This is a genomic window from Pseudacidovorax sp. (assembly GCF_017991995.1).
In the GTDB taxonomy this organism is placed as follows: domain Bacteria; phylum Pseudomonadota; class Gammaproteobacteria; order Burkholderiales; family Burkholderiaceae_C; genus Xenophilus.
This window is the reverse complement of record NZ_JAGOPN010000013.1, coordinates 50,725-65,263: the sequence shown is the minus strand read 5'-3', so window position 1 is coordinate 65,263 and position 14,539 is coordinate 50,725. Positions and strand designations below refer to the sequence as shown.

The 14,539-nt window shown below is 67.1% G+C and carries 14 protein-coding genes and 1 tRNA gene; 5 read left to right on the top strand and 10 right to left on the bottom strand.

From position 1 onward, the window contains the following. The first annotated feature begins 8 nt into the window (after positions 1-8). Entirely contained in the window at positions 9-806 is a 798-nt protein-coding gene (locus tag KBC94_RS17850; RefSeq protein ID WP_294373040.1) for a BPSS1780 family membrane protein, read from the top strand. Between the two features lie 24 nt (positions 807-830). Here KBC94_RS17850 and KBC94_RS17845 read toward each other — a convergent pair whose 3' ends face one another. Both KBC94_RS17845 and azu read right to left on the bottom strand, forming a co-directional pair. Next, positions 831-3,245 (bottom strand): UvrD-helicase domain-containing protein, encoded by a 2,415-nt coding sequence (locus KBC94_RS17845; protein ID WP_294373039.1) that lies wholly within the window; start codon positions 3,243-3,245, stop codon positions 831-833. A 48-nt stretch (positions 3,246-3,293) separates the two neighbouring features. Further along, positions 3,294-3,746 carry an azurin gene (gene azu, locus KBC94_RS17840; protein WP_294373037.1) on the bottom strand — a complete coding sequence of 151 codons (453 nt, stop codon included), beginning with the start codon at positions 3,744-3,746 and terminating at the stop codon, positions 3,294-3,296. A gap of 212 nt (positions 3,747-3,958) precedes the next feature. On the opposite strand from azu, the gene KBC94_RS17835 reads away from it, so the two are divergent. From KBC94_RS17835 to KBC94_RS17825, 3 genes are all read left to right on the top strand, one after another. Then, entirely contained in the window at positions 3,959-4,621 is a 663-nt protein-coding gene (locus tag KBC94_RS17835; RefSeq protein ID WP_294373036.1) for an OmpW family protein, read from the top strand. A 223-nt stretch (positions 4,622-4,844) separates the two neighbouring features. After that, the gene (locus KBC94_RS17830) at positions 4,845-5,822 is read left to right on the top strand and encodes a GMP reductase (protein ID WP_294373034.1); all 978 of its coding nucleotides are present in this window, start codon (positions 4,845-4,847) and stop codon (positions 5,820-5,822) included. Between the two features lie 36 nt (positions 5,823-5,858). Continuing rightward, a tRNA-Ala gene (locus KBC94_RS17825) sits at positions 5,859-5,934 on the top strand. Between the two features lie 76 nt (positions 5,935-6,010). On the opposite strand, the gene KBC94_RS17820 is transcribed toward KBC94_RS17825, so the two are convergent. From KBC94_RS17820 to KBC94_RS17790, 7 genes are all read right to left on the bottom strand, one after another. Then, positions 6,011-6,868 carry a restriction endonuclease gene (locus KBC94_RS17820; protein WP_294373031.1) on the bottom strand — a complete coding sequence of 286 codons (858 nt, stop codon included), beginning with the start codon at positions 6,866-6,868 and terminating at the stop codon, positions 6,011-6,013. Between the two features lie 72 nt (positions 6,869-6,940). Continuing rightward, positions 6,941-7,441, bottom strand: coding sequence for a YdeI/OmpD-associated family protein (locus KBC94_RS17815; protein ID WP_294373029.1), 501 nt, complete (start codon positions 7,439-7,441; stop codon positions 6,941-6,943). Continuing rightward, positions 7,438-8,553 carry a GGDEF domain-containing protein gene (locus KBC94_RS17810; RefSeq protein WP_294373028.1) on the bottom strand — a complete coding sequence of 372 codons (1,116 nt, stop codon included), beginning with the start codon at positions 8,551-8,553 and terminating at the stop codon, positions 7,438-7,440. Before KBC94_RS17810 ends, KBC94_RS17815 begins: the two co-directional genes overlap by 4 nt. A gap of 380 nt (positions 8,554-8,933) precedes the next feature. After that, the gene (locus KBC94_RS17805; protein WP_294373026.1) at positions 8,934-9,341 is read right to left on the bottom strand and encodes a GFA family protein; all 408 of its coding nucleotides are present in this window, start codon (positions 9,339-9,341) and stop codon (positions 8,934-8,936) included. A gap of 146 nt (positions 9,342-9,487) precedes the next feature. After that, complete coding sequence (locus KBC94_RS17800) at positions 9,488-10,291, bottom strand: SDR family oxidoreductase (protein ID WP_294373024.1); 804 nt, start codon at positions 10,289-10,291, stop codon at positions 9,488-9,490. A gap of 30 nt (positions 10,292-10,321) precedes the next feature. Beyond that, on the bottom strand, positions 10,322-11,179 hold the full coding sequence (locus tag KBC94_RS17795) for an AraC family transcriptional regulator (RefSeq protein WP_294373021.1): 858 nt from the start codon (positions 11,177-11,179) through the stop codon (positions 10,322-10,324). Positions 11,180-11,219: 40 nt separating this feature from the next. Beyond that, positions 11,220-12,422 (bottom strand): acyl-CoA dehydrogenase family protein, encoded by a 1,203-nt coding sequence (locus KBC94_RS17790; protein ID WP_294373018.1) that lies wholly within the window; start codon positions 12,420-12,422, stop codon positions 11,220-11,222. Positions 12,423-12,714: 292 nt separating this feature from the next. Between KBC94_RS17790 and KBC94_RS17785 the strand changes: the two genes are divergently transcribed. Then, entirely contained in the window at positions 12,715-13,440 is a 726-nt protein-coding gene (locus KBC94_RS17785) for a GntR family transcriptional regulator (RefSeq protein ID WP_294373016.1), read from the top strand. 18 nt (positions 13,441-13,458) lie between these two features. Here KBC94_RS17785 and KBC94_RS17780 read toward each other — a convergent pair whose 3' ends face one another. Then, positions 13,459-14,526: a branched-chain amino acid ABC transporter permease gene (locus KBC94_RS17780; protein WP_294373014.1), complete on the bottom strand. Its 1,068-nt coding sequence runs from the start codon at positions 14,524-14,526 to the stop codon at positions 13,459-13,461. Between the last annotated feature and the right edge of the window lie 13 nt (positions 14,527-14,539).

The window sequence follows — 14,539 nt, the reverse complement described above, 5'->3', positions numbered from 1 at the left end:
TCCTGCTCATGAAACTCCAAATCGTCTCGCCCCGCACCGGCGTCCAGTGGATGCGCGAGGGCCTGCGCGCCTTCCGCCGCCAGCCGATGGCCTTCTTCTCGCTGTTCATGCTGTTCATGTCGGCGATCGCGATGCTCTCGGTGGTGCCGCTCATCGGCGGCCCCCTGGCTGTGGCCCTGGGCCCGGCCACCACGCTGGCCCTGATGGTGGCCAGCGAGCGCACCGTCCACGGCCGTGCCGACCCCGCCGCGGGGCGGGCGGCCTCGGCCGGCATCTTCCTGCAGGCGCTGCAGGCCGTGCGCGCGCAGGCCAAGCCGCTGGTGGTGCTGGGGGTGCTGTATGCGCTGGGCGCCCTGGCCGCCGGCGGGTTGGCCACGCTGATCTTCGGCGACCCCTTCGATGGCGCCTTCGGCAACGACGGCGCGCCGCAGGCCGAGGTGGTGCAGAGCACCGGTTTCCAGATCGCCGTGCTGGCCCGGTTGCTGTTCTATGTGCCGGTGGCGCTGGCCTTCTGGCATGCGCCCGCACTGGTGCACTGGCATGGCGTGACGCCGGTCAAGAGCATCTTCTTCAGCCTGGTGGCCTGCTGGCGCAACATGGGCGCCATGACGCTGTACGGCCTGGCCTGGGCCGGCGTCGTGCTGGCGTTGAGCCTGCTGATGAGCCTGATCGCCTCGCTGTTGATCGCCGTGAGCGGGGCCGGGGCGCTGGGCATGGCCGTGATGGTGGGCGGCTCCTTCCTGCTCTCGGCCGCCTTCCTCGCCTCCGCCTGGTTCACCTTCCGGGACAGCTTCAGCGTGGAGTGAAGGCGCGGCACGCCCTGCACTTCATCACTCGACCGGCGTGAGCTTGGCCACGCTCAGCGCCAGCCACTTGATGCCGTGGCGGTTGAACTTGACCTGGGCGCGGGCGTCGTCGCCGCTGCCTTCCAGCGCAGTCACCGTGCCTTCGCCGAACTTGTTGTGGAAGACCTGCATGCCGGTGCGCAGGCCGTGCGATGGCGCTGCGCGCTGGGGCACCGTGGCGGGGGCCGGGCTGCTGCTGGCGTAGCCACCGCTGTAGCCCGACGACGAGAAGCCGCCGAAGCCACCACTGCTGCCGCCCGAGCCACCGCCTGCGCCGCTGCCGCCGAACTGCCCGAAGCCGGACTGCTTGGGCGTGAGCCACTTGAGCGCCTCTTCCGGCAACTCGTCGAAGAAGCGGCTGCGCAGGTTGTAGCGGGTCTGGCCGTGCAGCAGCCGGGTCTGCGAATGGCTGAGGTACAGCCGGCGCCGCGCGCGCGTGATGGCCACGTACATCAGGCGACGCTCCTCTTCCAGGCCCTCGAAATCGCTCAGCGAGTTCTCGTGCGGGAACAGGCCCTCTTCCATGCCGGTGATGAACACGCAGTCGAATTCCAGGCCCTTGGCCGCATGCACCGTCATCAACTGCACGGCGTCCTGGCCGGCCTGGGCCTGGTTGTCACCCGACTCCAGCGCGGCGTGCGTGAGGAAGGCGGCCAGCGGGCTCAGCGTCTCGCCGGTGTCGGCATCGGGCGCGAGCGGATCGTCCAGCACCGGCAGGTTCGGGTCCAGGCCCTGGCTGACGACGCTCTGGCGCAGCTCGTCGACCGGCAGGGCCACGGCGTCGCGGCCGAACCCTTCCTGCGTGACGAAGGCCTCGGCAGCATTGACCAGTTCCTCCAGGTTCTCCAGCCGGTCCTCGCCCTCGCGGTCGGCCTTGTAGTGCTCGATCAGGCCGCTGGCGTCCAGCACCAGCTCGACGATCTCCTTGAGCGACAGGCCCTGCGTCTGCTCGCGCATGACGTCGATCTTGGCGACGAAGGCGCCCAGGTTGGCGCCCGCCTTGCCCGGCAGGCCTTCCACGCCCTTGGCCAGCGACACGCCGCGGCTGCGCGCCGCGTCCTGCAATTGCTCGATGCTGCGCGCGCCGATGCCGCGGGGCGGAAAGTTCACGACCCGCAGAAAGCTCGTGTCATCGTCCGCGTTCTCCAGCAGGCGCAGGTAGGCCAGCACATGCTTGATCTCCGCCCGCTCGAAGAAGCGCAGGCCGCCGTACACGCGGTAGGGCATCCCTGCGTTGAACAGCGCCGTCTCGATCACCCGGCTCTGCGCATTGCTGCGGTAGAGCACGGCGATCTCCTTGCGTTCGACATCGTCGCGCACCAGCTGGCGCATCTCCTCGACCATCCACTGGGCCTCGGCGAAGTCGCTGGATGCCTCGTAGACGCGCACGGGCTCGCCGGGGCCCTGGTCGGTGCGCAGGTTCTTGCCCAGGCGCTTCTTGTTGTGGCTGATGAGGGCGTTGGCCGAGTCCAGGATGTTGCTGAAGCTGCGGTAGTTGCGCTCCAGCTTGATCTGGTGCTGCACGTCGAACTCGCGCACGAAGTCGCTCATGTTGCCCACGCGCGCGCCGCGGAAGGCATAGATGCTCTGGTCGTCGTCGCCCACGGCCAGCACGCTGTTGCCGCCCGAGGTGAAGTGGCCCAGCGCATCGGTGTGGCCGGCCAGCATCTTGATCCAGGCGTACTGCAGGCGGTTGGTGTCCTGGAACTCGTCGATCAGGATGTGGCGAAAGCGCCGCTGGTAGTGCTCGCGGACGGCATCGTTGTCGCGCAGCAGCTCGTAGCTGCGCAGCATCAGCTCGCCGAAGTCGACCACACCTTCGCGCTGGCACTGCTCTTCGTACAGCGCATACAGCTCGATCTTCTTGCGGTCGTCCTCGCCGCGGGCCTGCATGTCGCCGGGGCGCAGGCCGTCTTCCTTGGCACCGGCGATGAACCACTGCGTCTGCTTGGCCGGAAAGCGTTCGTCGTCGACGTTGAACTGCTTCATCAGCCGCTTGATGGCCGAGAGCTGGTCCTGCGTATCCAGGATCTGGAAGCTCTGCGGCAGGTTGGCCAGCTTCCAGTGCGCACGCAGGAAGCGGTTGCACAGGCCGTGGAAGGTGCCGATCCACATGCCGCGCACATTGACGGGCAGCAGCGCCGTCAGGCGCGTCATCATCTCCTTAGCGGCCTTGTTGGTGAAGGTGACGGCCAGCACGCCGCCGGGCGAGACCTGGCCGGTGGAGATCAGCCAGGCGATGCGCGTGGTGAGCACGCGCGTCTTGCCGGAGCCTGCGCCCGCCAGGATGAGCGAATGCCCCTCGGGCACCGTGACGGCCGCGCGCTGCTCGTCGTTGAGGTTGGCAAGAAGGGGGGAGTCGGCCGCCGTCGGCTCGGCGTGGGGGCCAGGAAAGGACATCCCCCGATTGTAGGAAGCGGGGCCTGCGCCGGCCCCGCGCAGGGCTGCTTACTTGGCCAGCGCGAAGCTGCCCTTCATGACGCCGGAATGACCCGGGAAGGAGCAGAAGAAGGTGTAGCTCTCACCCACCTTGAGCTTGCTCACGTCCACGGCCACCGAGTCGCTCTCGCCACCGCCCACGACCTTGGTGTGGGCGATCACGCGGGCGTCGCCGGGCTTGACGTACTGCTTGTCCAGGCCGGCCGCGATGCCGTCGTTGGCCACGGCCTGCACGTCGGCGGTCTTGGCCAGCACCCAGTTGTGGCCCATTGCGGCCTTGGGCATCTTGCCGGCATGCTTGAGTTGCACGGTGAAGCTCTTGCAGGCCTTGGGCACTTCGATGGCGGTCTTGTTGAACTGCATGGCGTCGTTGCCTTCGATCTGCACGCTGCAATCGGCGGCGTAGAGGGGCGTGGAGACAGCGGCCAGCAGGGCTGCGGCAACGATGAAACGAGACGACATGGAGAGTCTTTCGGGATGCGGTTGAAGTCGGGATGCAGCCGCGCCAGTGCGAGCCGCAGGGGCATTGTGCGAAGCGCACCACAGCATCCGCATGACATGGATCAAGCAACCGGCAGCGGCTCCCGCGCGGCCCCGCGGACTTGCGCCGCGTCAACACCGGCCCCGAATCCCTTGCAGACACTGACCTGGCATTCACAACCAGAGCACAGCGTATGTCCAGACTGTTCGCCCTCCGGGGCACCACCCTCCTCCTTGCCGCGCTGCTGAGCGGCGGCGCCTTTGCCCAGAGCACCCCGACGCCCGAAGGCAACTGGCTCGTGCGTGCACGTGCCGTGCGGCTCGACCCGGCCAACAAGTCCAGCGCCATCCCCTCGCTGCTCGTGCCGGCCGACGCCATCCACGTCAACGACAAGACCATCCCCGAGCTGGACGTGACCTACTTCTTCACGCCCAACATCGCCGCCGAGCTGGTGCTCACCGTGCCGCAGAAGCAGCGCGTGACCGTCCAGCAGAGCGCCCTGGGCGGCCCGGTGGATATCGGCAGCTTCAAGCACCTGCCGCCCACGCTGATGCTGCAGTACCACTTCCTGCCCGAGGGCACCTTCCGCCCCTACGCGGGCGTGGGTCTCAACTACACCCGCATCAGCTCGGTGAACCTGGCCGTGCCGACCGTGGGCAGCCTGTCGCTCGACAAGAGCAGCGTCGGTCTGGCCCTCGGTGCGGGCGTGGACATCAAGATCGCGCCGCAGTGGTTCCTGAACTTCGACGTGAAGAAGGTGAAGATCGACTCCGACGTCCGTCTGGGCTGGCAGACCGTCTCGAAGGTCAAGATCGACCCCTGGCTGGTGGGCGTGGGCATCGGCTACCGCTTCTGAACCCGCCCCGCCGCAACGCCTCACAACCTTGTCTCTATAGAGGCTATACGCAAACCCATAGGCCGCCCTTTGCGGGGCGCGCCTACACTCAATCACCGGGCCCAAGTTTCTTGCGCCCGGTTTTTTTGTGCCCTGCTTTTCCTGCAATGGCGGCACAGGAGGACCGGCCAGGCCAAGCGCTCATCCTTTTCGTTCACCCACGATTCCCGGAGCCTGGACTGCCATGCAAATCTTCGACTACGACAACGTTCTGCTCTTGCCGCGCAAGTGCCGCGTGGAGAGCCGCGCGGAATGCGACACCACCGTGCAACTCGGCAGCCGCCGCTTCAAGCTGCCGGTGGTGCCCGCCAACATGAAGACGGTCATCGACGAGGCACGCTGCCTGTGGCTCGCACAGAACGGCTACTTCTACGTGATGCACCGCTTCGACCTCGACAACCTGGCCTTCACGCGCCGGATGAAGTCGCAGGGTGCCTTCGCCTCGATCTCGCTGGGCGTCAAGGACGCCGACTACCGCACCGTGGACGCCATGGCCGCCGAGGGCCTGGTGCCCGACTACGTGACCATCGATATCGCCCACGGTCATGCCGACAGCGTGCAGCGCATGATCGGCCACCTCAAGCAGAAGCTGCCGCAGACCTTCGTGATCGCCGGCAACGTGGGCACGCCCGAGGCCGTGATCGACCTGGAAAACTGGGGGGCCGACGCCACCAAGGTGGGCATCGGCCCCGGCAAGGTCTGCATCACCAAGCTCAAGACCGGCTTCGGCACCGGCGGCTGGCAGCTGTCGGCGCTCAAGTGGTGCGCCCGCGTGGCCACCAAGCCCATCATTGCCGATGGCGGCATCCGCGAGCATGGCGACATCGCCAAGAGCATCCGTTTCGGCGCCACGATGGTCATGATCGGCTCGCTGCTGGCCGGCCTGGAAGAGAGCCCCGGCGAGACGGTCGAGGTGGACGGCAAGCGCTACAAGGAGTACTTCGGCTCGGCCTCGGACTTCAACAAGGGCGAATACAAGCACGTCGAAGGCAAGCGCATCCTGGAGCCGGTGCGCGGCACCTGGGAAGGCATCCTGCGCGAGATGCAGGAAGACCTGCAGAGCGCCGTGAGCTACGCGGGCGGCAAGCAGCTGATGGACATCCGCAAGGTCAACTACGTGATCCTGGGTGGCGACAACGCGGGCGAGCACCTCTTGATGTGAGCCGCAACGCTGCGCATATAATCGCGCGATTGCGTTGGGGGGGTAGCTCAGCTGGGAGAGCGCCGCGTTCGCAATGCGGAGGTCGGGAGTTCGATCCTCCTCCTCTCCACCAACACTTCCAAACCCGTTGATTCGTCAACGGGTTTTTTCTTTTTTGCGCACCCCGGGACCCGCGCCGAGTTGGCGTCTCAAACGACTGTCGTGCCTTTGCAGGCGGGGTAGGTCGAGCAGCCCCAGAACGGGTGACCAGCGGCGCTTCCTCGCCTGGCCACCCGCTTGACCATGGCGCTGCCGCAGGCCGGGCACGCAGGCGTCGTCGCTGCCTTGGATGGCATTGATGACGCCTCTGGGACTTCTGAACGTCTGCCTGCCCGGATCAAACGCCGCAGTTCCTCTCCGTTCACGAGTTTGATGTTCCTACCTTCGGCGAAGGCGACGGCGTCATCGGTGAAGCGGCCTGAGGTCACGATGAACGCGCCGTCTGCGCCTTTGGCTGCCATGACGCCATAGACCTCGCGAGCCACGGCGACGCCGACCCGTGTGGCCCTCCACTGCTTGCACTGGACGAAGAATGTTTCCCGGCCTCTGCGCAGCACCAGGTCAATGCCGCCGTCCCCGCCCCCGCCTCCGGTCTCCTGCACGCTGTAGCCCTGCTGCCTGAAGCCTTCGCCCACCAGCATCTCGAACTGCTTCCAGGTCATGTCGTCCAGAGCGCTGGCGCTCTTGGCCTCCTGCACCGTCTGGAGCAAGTTGCTCCGCTGCCGACGCTTGATGGCGGAGGCCGCAGCACCTGCAAGACAAATCAATGGGACCACCCACTGACCGACATAGGCGGCCGCGTGAAGGAACCCCGCCGTCGCGACATTGGCGACGTCTTTCGTCGTAATGCCTTGTGGCAGTGGCTGAGAGGCCCACCCATGCAACAACGCGAAGCTCACCACAGCAAGCACCACGCCCGCCCACCAGGGCAGCAAGGCCACCGCCTCCATCAAGTCTTCCGCAGCACCCGTGCTCTTGCGTCTCGCCACCTGCTTCTCCTGGAACATCCACTTCGACTGCGAACATTTTGATACGTCGCCGAATCGAAGATGAACACCCAGGCTCAGCCATTTGGCAGGTCAGCGTGAACGCTCCTTGTCGCTTCTCTCGTGTGCGGCCAGCACGCCCTCCTGAACTCTCCTGGCACGCGTCTCTGCCTTTGCGGCCTCGTCAATGCGGCGGACGATGAAGTTCCGCTTGCCCGGTGGCAGGGCATCGAAGGCCGCCTGGGCGCCTTCCGCCGCCAATGCAGTCCGCAGATCGTCCGGAATCTCCACCCTGCTGCGGTCCAGGACAGTGATCCTCAGGCGAATGCAGTCACCCGTACGGGCGGATGTCTGCTTGCGGATCCGGGCCTTGATCCGGATGTAGTGCCGCCCTCCGCCCACGGGAAACAGACTCACCTGAAAAGGCTCGGAGTCATTGACACGTGCCATGACCAGCACCGGCCCTTTAGTACCGAGCGCCTCGGTGATCTCGGCCGGCACAGCAACAGCGCAGTAGTCCATGCCTTCCGCCCAGTCCTCCAGGAGCGCCTCGAACATGAACTGCTTGCCTGCCGGGGGTGCCGATGACTTCATGCAGGATGATCCCCGGGAGCGTCCGCCGCCTCGTCGAGCGGTTGGCGATCGAATTGACCAGGGGTCGAGACGAATATCTCGCTGCGGTTGCGGCCATTGGCCTTGGCCCGATAAAGCGCCGCATCCGCCGAACGAAGCAATTCGCGCCCAACGGCACCGTGTTCCGGGTACACGGAAATTCCGCAGGACAGCGTGGCATTGATCGACGCCTCGCCAAAACCGACGGGGCTCTCCATGAATCGACGCCGCAGTTGCTCGGCACGCCGGGCCGCCAGATCGGCGGGGCAATCGGGCAGCACGATGACGAATTCCTCGCCGCCGTACCGGTAGACCAATTCGTCGCTGCGCGCGGCGGCCTTCATGATCGATGCCAGCGACTTGAGCACCTCGTCGCCCACGTCGTGGCCATGCTGGTCGTTGATGTTCTTGAAGTGATCGATGTCCACCATCAGCAGAGCCAGCGCGCGCCCCTCGACCTGGGCCGACTCGAGGGCGGACGGCAATGCCTTTTCCAGATGTCGGCGATTGAGCAGGCCCGTGAGCGGATCGGACATCGTCTGCTCATAGAGCCTGGCCTGCAGCGCCCTGATCTCCTCGACCTGCGCGCGGAGCTTCATTTCGCTGCCGTGCTGGTACATCGCCCGCCGATAGCCGTCGAGCGCATAGGTCACGAAGAACAGGGTGAGCGACAGCATCGCCAACAAGGTGGTGCGCAGGTCGGTGTCGAAATGCACGCCGCTCCAGTTGCCGCTGGCGATCACCAGGCCGGCACCGAGTCCCATGGCGCCGACCACCATCGGCAGGCCGCGCAGCCCGTAGAAGACCACCATGTGAAGGCAGGCGCCCGCAAACATGGTGAAGGAAATCCACAACGGGAAGCCCAGGCCGGCCATCCAGCAACCCGCCCAGAAGCCATCCAGCAACTGGTTGCGATGCTCGGCCTTGCGCTGATCTGCCGACCGCAAAGCAACCCCATAGGCAAGCTGGGGATACAGCAGGAATTGAAGGGCCAGCAGCAGCCACGCCGTGAAGCTCGAACCCACCCCCCACAGGTGCGAGGCAACGGTGAGGAACAGCAGCACATAAAAGATGCTCCGGTTGCGCCGGTTCATCCTCACGAGCCAATAGACACGAGGCTGCTCCCCGGAAGGCGCGGCGGACGCAGAGGGGTGCGGAAAAATCTTCAGCATCGCGCCGGGCTGCGGGCGTTGGACGGAGAAGCCGTGTCGTGCTGAATCCGACGCCGGACGATGGCTCCAGGGCCCTGCTGCAAACTTTTTGCTGAAACTCGCATGTCGGCAACATTCTGATGCACATCGGCACTGGCTCGATGCACCGATGAAAGCCGTTCGAGCCGCCCATATGGGCCCCTTGCCCTGGAACTCGGCCCTGCGCGCGGCGCGATGGCTCAGCGCCTGAGCGTTTTTTGGCCGAGCCCGAGCGGCGGCGTTTTGGCGTGACGAGCGAGCCTGGACCCAAGACGCTCAGGCGCTCAGGGCTGCCCTTCGAAGGAGGCCACGCCGTCCGGCAGGCCGACCCAGTCCAGCCGCCGCTGCGTCCAGATCTCGCGCTGCGGGACACCCAGCGCGTGGCGCTGCTTGATCGTGCCGACGCGCAATGAATAGACCTGGGGATCCTCGGTGGCACAGGCATACAGCGAGCTGCCACAGACCTCGCAGAAAGCGAGCAGGCGCCGGTTGCCGCTGGCCGCGGTCTTGACGTAGGTGCGGGGCGTCCCGCGCAGCAGCCGGAAGCCGGCCGCGGGCGCCGGCATGTTGGCGCGGAAGGCAGATCCGGATTGCATCTGGCAATCCGCGCAGTGGCAGACCGTGATCGTGCCGGGCTCCACCTCGGCCTCGTAGGCGATGGCCCCGCAATAGCACTCACCTTGAATCTTCATCGACGACTCCTTGGCATGGGGCGCGCTCGCCCCGACCCCGTCGACTTTAGCCAACGCGGCGCCGCCATGCGGGCACTGCTGGCGGGTGCCCTGCCGCGGCGCCCCGCCTGCGAACCGCCGGGCACCGGGCCCAAGGCCGCCCAAGCTCAGAGCGCCGCCCCCGCCGCCTCGAGTGCCGGCTTGACGCTCTCCAGCGCCCCACCGCCATCGCAGGGAATCACGGCGCCCGAGATGTAGCCCGCATAGGGCGAGCCCAGGAACAAGGCCAGGTTGGCGATGTCGTCCAGCCCGCCGAAGCGTTGCAGCGGCACCTGCCGGCGCGCGAACTCGCGGTCCTCCGGCGTCGGCGCCATCAGCTTGCGGAAGCCTTCGGTGCCATCGATGGGCCCGGGCGAGATGCCGTTGAGCCGGATGCCCTCCCCGCCCCATTCGAGCGCCAGCGCCCGCGTGAGCTGGTCCACACCTGCCTTGGCGGCGCTCGCATGGGCCTGGTAGCGCATGGGCACGAAGGATTGCGGCGCGGTGATGTTGATGACCGAGGCACCCGGCCGGCGCAGATGCGCGTGCGCCTGCCGCAGCACATGGAAGGTGCCGAGCAGGTCGATGTCCACCACGACCTTGAAGCCGTTGGCCGACATGTCCTTGGCCGCGCACAGGAAGTTGCCGGCCGCGCCGGAGACCAGCACATCGATGGGACCGAAGGCCTCGGCCGACCGCGCGAAGGCCGCACCCACGGCATCGAAGTCGCGCACGTCGGCGCTGACACCCTGGACCTCGCCGCCGTGCTGGCGCAGCGCGACGACCGCCGCATCGACGTTCTCCGGCTTGCGGCTCGCCACGGTGAGGCGGGCGCCCTGGCGCGCGAAGGCATCGGCGATGCCCAGGTTGATGCCGCTGGTGCCGCCGAACACCACGACATGGCGGCCGGTGAAGTCGAGATCGATCTGCATGGAAGGAAGGCTGCAAGCGAAGAAGCGGCGTCAATGGAAGGCGAAACGCGGCAGGGCGGCGGCACCGCTGCCATAGAGCGCCAGCCGTCTACAGCCGGCAAAGATCGACTTGGGCGTGAGCCCGTAGATCTGCCGGATCGAGTGGCTGAAATGGGTCGAATCCGGATAGCCCACATCCAGCGCGATGGCGGCCAGGTTCGAGTTCCGGGTGACGAAATAGAGCAGGCTGCGTGCGCGCTCCCAGGTGCGAAAGCTGCGGAACGGCGCCTCCACCTCGGCGCGGAACAGATGCAGGAAGCGCGACACCGACAGATGGCAGCTGGCCGCGCAGTCCTCGGCCGGAAAATGGCGGTTGGGGTCGTCCTTGATGCGTGCAAGCACCTGGGCGATGCGGCGGTCCAGGGGCCGCGCAGGCAGGGCCGCACCGAAGAAGGCGCGGTCGAAGTCGGCGGTGCGGGCGTACTGCCGCGTACTGCCGAGCCTGAATCGCAGCAGTGCCTCACGCAGGGACTGCACGGCCTGGGGATCGTGAATGGCGCCGCGCCCTGCGCGCAGCGCACCGCACAGATCGGCCGCCCGCACCGTGTCGGCTTCGACGAGCACATTGCAGATCATCCGGTCGACCGAGACGATGCGGTGCGGCACGTAGGGCGGCACCACCGACAACGACGCCTCCTCCCAGCGACCGCCCTCCACGCAGATGCGATGCGGCCGCGCCAGCGACAGGTACAGCGAATACGCGCCGAAGGTACGCATCGAAGGCGCACCCAGCAGGCCCACATACAGCACGCGGTCGGTGTTGAGCCACATCAGCGGCTCGGACGGCTCGGCCGCCGTGGCTGCACCGAAGGCGCGGTCGCATGCGGGATCGATCGAACTGTCCTTCATGGTCTCCTCGGCGGTCTGTCGGCGAAAGCGTTTCGCATGCTCATCGGTACTTGGCCAGCTCGAGCTTGCCGATCTGGGCGCAATGCACCTCGTCGGGGCCATCGGCCAGGCGCAGCAGCCGCGCGGTGGCATAGGCGGACGCGATACCCAGGTCGTTGTTGGTACCGCCGCCACCATGGGCCTGGATCACCCAGTCGATCACCTGGCAGGCCATCTGCGGTGCCGCCACCTTGATCATGGCGATGTCCGCCTTGGCGCCCTTGTTGCCCAGCGTGTCCATGCGGTGCGCCGCATTGAGCGTGAGCAAGCGTGCCTGCTCGATCAGGATGCGGGCCTGGGCGATGCGCTCCAGCGTCACGCCCTGCTGCGCAATGGGCTTGCCGAAGGCCACGCGCGAGAGGCTGCGTCGGCACATGCGCTCCAGCATCCGCTCGGCCAGACCCACCAGCCGCATGCAGTGGTGGATGCGGCCCGGCCCCAACCGGCCCTGCGCGATCTCGAAGCCACGGCCCTCGCCCAGCAGCATGTTGGCCGCCGGCACCCGCACGTTCTCGAAGATCACCTCCGACGCACGGTCGGGCACGCCGTAGAAGCCGAACACCGCGATGGGCCGCACCACCTTCACGCCGGGCGTGTCCATGGGCACGAGGATCATGGACTGCTGCCGGTGGCGGTCGGCGTTGTCCGGATCGGACTTGCCCATGAAGATGCAGATGCGGCAGCGCGGATCGGTGGCGTTGGTCGTGTACCACTTGTGGCCGTTGATGACGTAGTGGTCGCCGTCGCGCACGATGCTCGACGCGATGTTCGTGGCATCGCTGGAGGCGACGGCCGGCTCCGTCATGGCGAAGCAGGAGCGGATCTCCCCCGCCAGCAGCGGCGTGAGCCAGCGCGCCTGCTGCTCGGGCGTGCCGTAACGGGCCAGCACCTCCATGTTGCCGGTGTCGGGTGCCGAGCAGTTGAACACCTCGGGCGCCAGGTGCGAGCGGCCCATGATCTCGCACAGCGGCGCGTAGTCGAAGTTGCTCAGGCCGGCACCATGCCCGGAGTCCGGCAGGAACAGGTTCCACAGCCCCGCCGCGCGCGCCTTCGGCTTGAGTTCGTCCAGGATCGGCGCGACCTTCCATGGGCCCAGCGCCTCGGCCTCCTTGTAGTAGCGGTCCTCGTTGGGATGGATGTGCTCGTCCATGAAGGCAAGCAGGCGCTGCTGCAGATCCTGGACTTTGGGAGAGAACGCGAACACGAAAGGCCTTTCGAGAGATGGGGCAGGCAGCGGGCAACCGTGGCCCGCATGGTGATTCGGCCAGATAGTAGGATGATTTCGTCAGACGATCTTAGGTACTTGCCCCGACCGCCGTCGCGCGGGCGACGCGCATCGAAGTGCGCCGCCACGCCGATCAGCGCGGGTCCGCAGCGTAGGACGAGGGGGCCTTGCCGTCTTGCGTCCACCTGCTGGAGGCATCTCGCCGCGTGCCGGTGCGGAGCCCCGATCGGGCCTCATCGCCCGACAATGGCACAGGCCAACATCCGCATCCATGAACGACAACAAGCCCGCCGCCACACGCCGCCCCGCCGTGCGCAAGACACCCGCCGCCGTGTCGCCCGCCCATCCGCGCAGCACGCCCGACCGCGTGGCCGACGCCATCGGCAAGGGCATCCTCAATCGCCGCTTCGTGGTGGGCCAGCGTCTGGTCGAGACCGACCTGATGCGTGACCTGGGCGTGGGCCGCAGCACGGTGCGCGAAGCGCTGCGCATCCTGGCCGCCAGCGGTGTGGTCGAACTCACACCGCACCGGGGCGCCGTCATCCGCTCGCTCACCCGCGAAGACGCGACCAGCCTGTTGGGCGTGCTGGAGGTGCTTTCGGGCCTGGCCGCGCGCCTGGCCGCCCAACGCATCCACCTGGGCGACAACGCCAGGCGCTTCGAGGCGGCCGCGCACAAGCTCGTGCGCGCCGAGACGCCCGAGGCGCTGGACCACGTGCTCGACGCACGCGCCCACTACTACAAGGTCATGTTCGACATCGCGGCCAGCCCGGAGCTCGACCGCGTGCTGCCGCAGGCCCGGGCCCATCTCTTCCGCGCCCAGTTCCACCACCTGCTCACGCCCGCCGATGTACGCGCCATGGTGGCCGAATACCGCGGCATCACGGAGGCGATCCTGATGGGCGACGCCGACAAGGCAGAAAAGCGCATGCGGCGCCATCTGCAGAAGTCCGGCGAGCGCACCCTTCCTCGCATGCGCGGACTCGCCCTGGACTGAGCGCGGTCGGGCAGGCTCTCAGCGCCGGACCAAAGCCGTGCGCAGCCGGCCCACGACGCCACTCGGGAAGAAGTACACCGACAGCACGAACACCAGCCCGAACCAGAGCATCCAGCGGTCGGGGTGAAACAGCTTGGCCAGCAGCGGCGCCGCGCCCAGGGCGCTGCTGAGCCCCGCCATCAGGCTCTGCAGATAGTTCTCGGCCACGATGTACAGCGCCACGCCGATGACCGCACCATAGATGGTGCCCAGCCCACCGATCACTGCCATCAGCAGGATGTTGAGCATCACGTTGAAGCCCACCGTGGTCTGCGGCCCCACGTAGCGCAGCCACAGTGCCATCAGGATGCCGGCACAGGTGGCCAGTGCCGCGGCCAGGCAGTTGACGGCGATGCGGTAGTGGAGCGTGCGATAGCCGATGGCCTCGGCGCGGAATTCGTTCTCGCGGATGGCTTCCAGCACCCGGCCGAAGCGCGAGTTGACAACGCGCAGCATCAGCAGGAAGAGCAGCAGCGACACGCCAAAGACCAGGTAGTAGGTCAGCAGGCGGCCGTTGATGGCCGTGCCCAGCACCTCGTCCTCGACCAGGCGGAAGGCCGGCGTCAGGGCCTGCGGCAAGCGGAAGGTGCGGCCATCGTCGCCGCCGGTGATCCCGCTCAGGCGCATCACCAGGGCCCCGAAGGCAGCCCCGAAGGCCAGCGTCATCATGGTGTAGAAGATGGCCTTCACCCGCAGCGAGATCAGCGCGATCAGGAAGGACAGCAGCACCGACAGCCCGATCGCCGCCAGCGCCCCGACGCCCATGGCCGTCCAGGTGGGCCCCAGCGTGTGCATCGCGATGGCCACGCCGTAGGCGCCGATGCCATAGAACATGGCATGCGCGAAGGACACCACGCCGCAGTAGCCGAGCAGCAGGTCGAAGGACGCCACCAGCACGATGAACACGCAGATGGTGGCCGCCACGTTCAACGGCCGGGCTCCGGAGAAAAGAAAGGGCGCCGTGGCCAGATAGAACAGCACCAGGAGCAGCAGCACGGTGAGCGCCCGGCTGCGCGGCAGGTCGCCGGAAAGGATTCGCATGAGCATGGCGGACGTCCTC

Excerpts from the sequence above, each read along its gene's own strand:
- KBC94_RS17795 (WP_294373021.1), bottom strand. The coding sequence starts at position 11,179 with ATGAAGGACAGTTCGATCGATCCCGCATGCGACCGCGCCTTCGGTGCA.
- KBC94_RS17850 (WP_294373040.1), top strand. The coding sequence starts at position 9 with ATGAAACTCCAAATCGTCTCGCCCCGCACCGGCGTCCAGTGGATGCGC.
- KBC94_RS17780 (WP_294373014.1), bottom strand. The coding sequence starts at position 14,526 with ATGCTCATGCGAATCCTTTCCGGCGACCTGCCGCGCAGCCGGGCGCTC.
- KBC94_RS17835 (WP_294373036.1), top strand. The coding sequence starts at position 3,959 with ATGTCCAGACTGTTCGCCCTCCGGGGCACCACCCTCCTCCTTGCCGCG.
- KBC94_RS17805 (WP_294373026.1), bottom strand. The coding sequence starts at position 9,341 with ATGAAGATTCAAGGTGAGTGCTATTGCGGGGCCATCGCCTACGAGGCC.
- KBC94_RS17785 (WP_294373016.1), top strand. The coding sequence starts at position 12,715 with ATGAACGACAACAAGCCCGCCGCCACACGCCGCCCCGCCGTGCGCAAG.
- KBC94_RS17820 (WP_294373031.1), bottom strand. The coding sequence starts at position 6,868 with ATGTTCCAGGAGAAGCAGGTGGCGAGACGCAAGAGCACGGGTGCTGCG.
- KBC94_RS17830 (WP_294373034.1), top strand. The coding sequence starts at position 4,845 with ATGCAAATCTTCGACTACGACAACGTTCTGCTCTTGCCGCGCAAGTGC.
- KBC94_RS17810 (WP_294373028.1), bottom strand. The coding sequence starts at position 8,553 with ATGAACCGGCGCAACCGGAGCATCTTTTATGTGCTGCTGTTCCTCACC.
- azu (WP_294373037.1), bottom strand. The coding sequence starts at position 3,746 with ATGTCGTCTCGTTTCATCGTTGCCGCAGCCCTGCTGGCCGCTGTCTCC.
- KBC94_RS17845 (WP_294373039.1), bottom strand. The coding sequence starts at position 3,245 with ATGTCCTTTCCTGGCCCCCACGCCGAGCCGACGGCGGCCGACTCCCCC.
- KBC94_RS17815 (WP_294373029.1), bottom strand. The coding sequence starts at position 7,441 with ATGAAGTCATCGGCACCCCCGGCAGGCAAGCAGTTCATGTTCGAGGCG.
- KBC94_RS17800 (WP_294373024.1), bottom strand. The coding sequence starts at position 10,291 with ATGCAGATCGATCTCGACTTCACCGGCCGCCATGTCGTGGTGTTCGGC.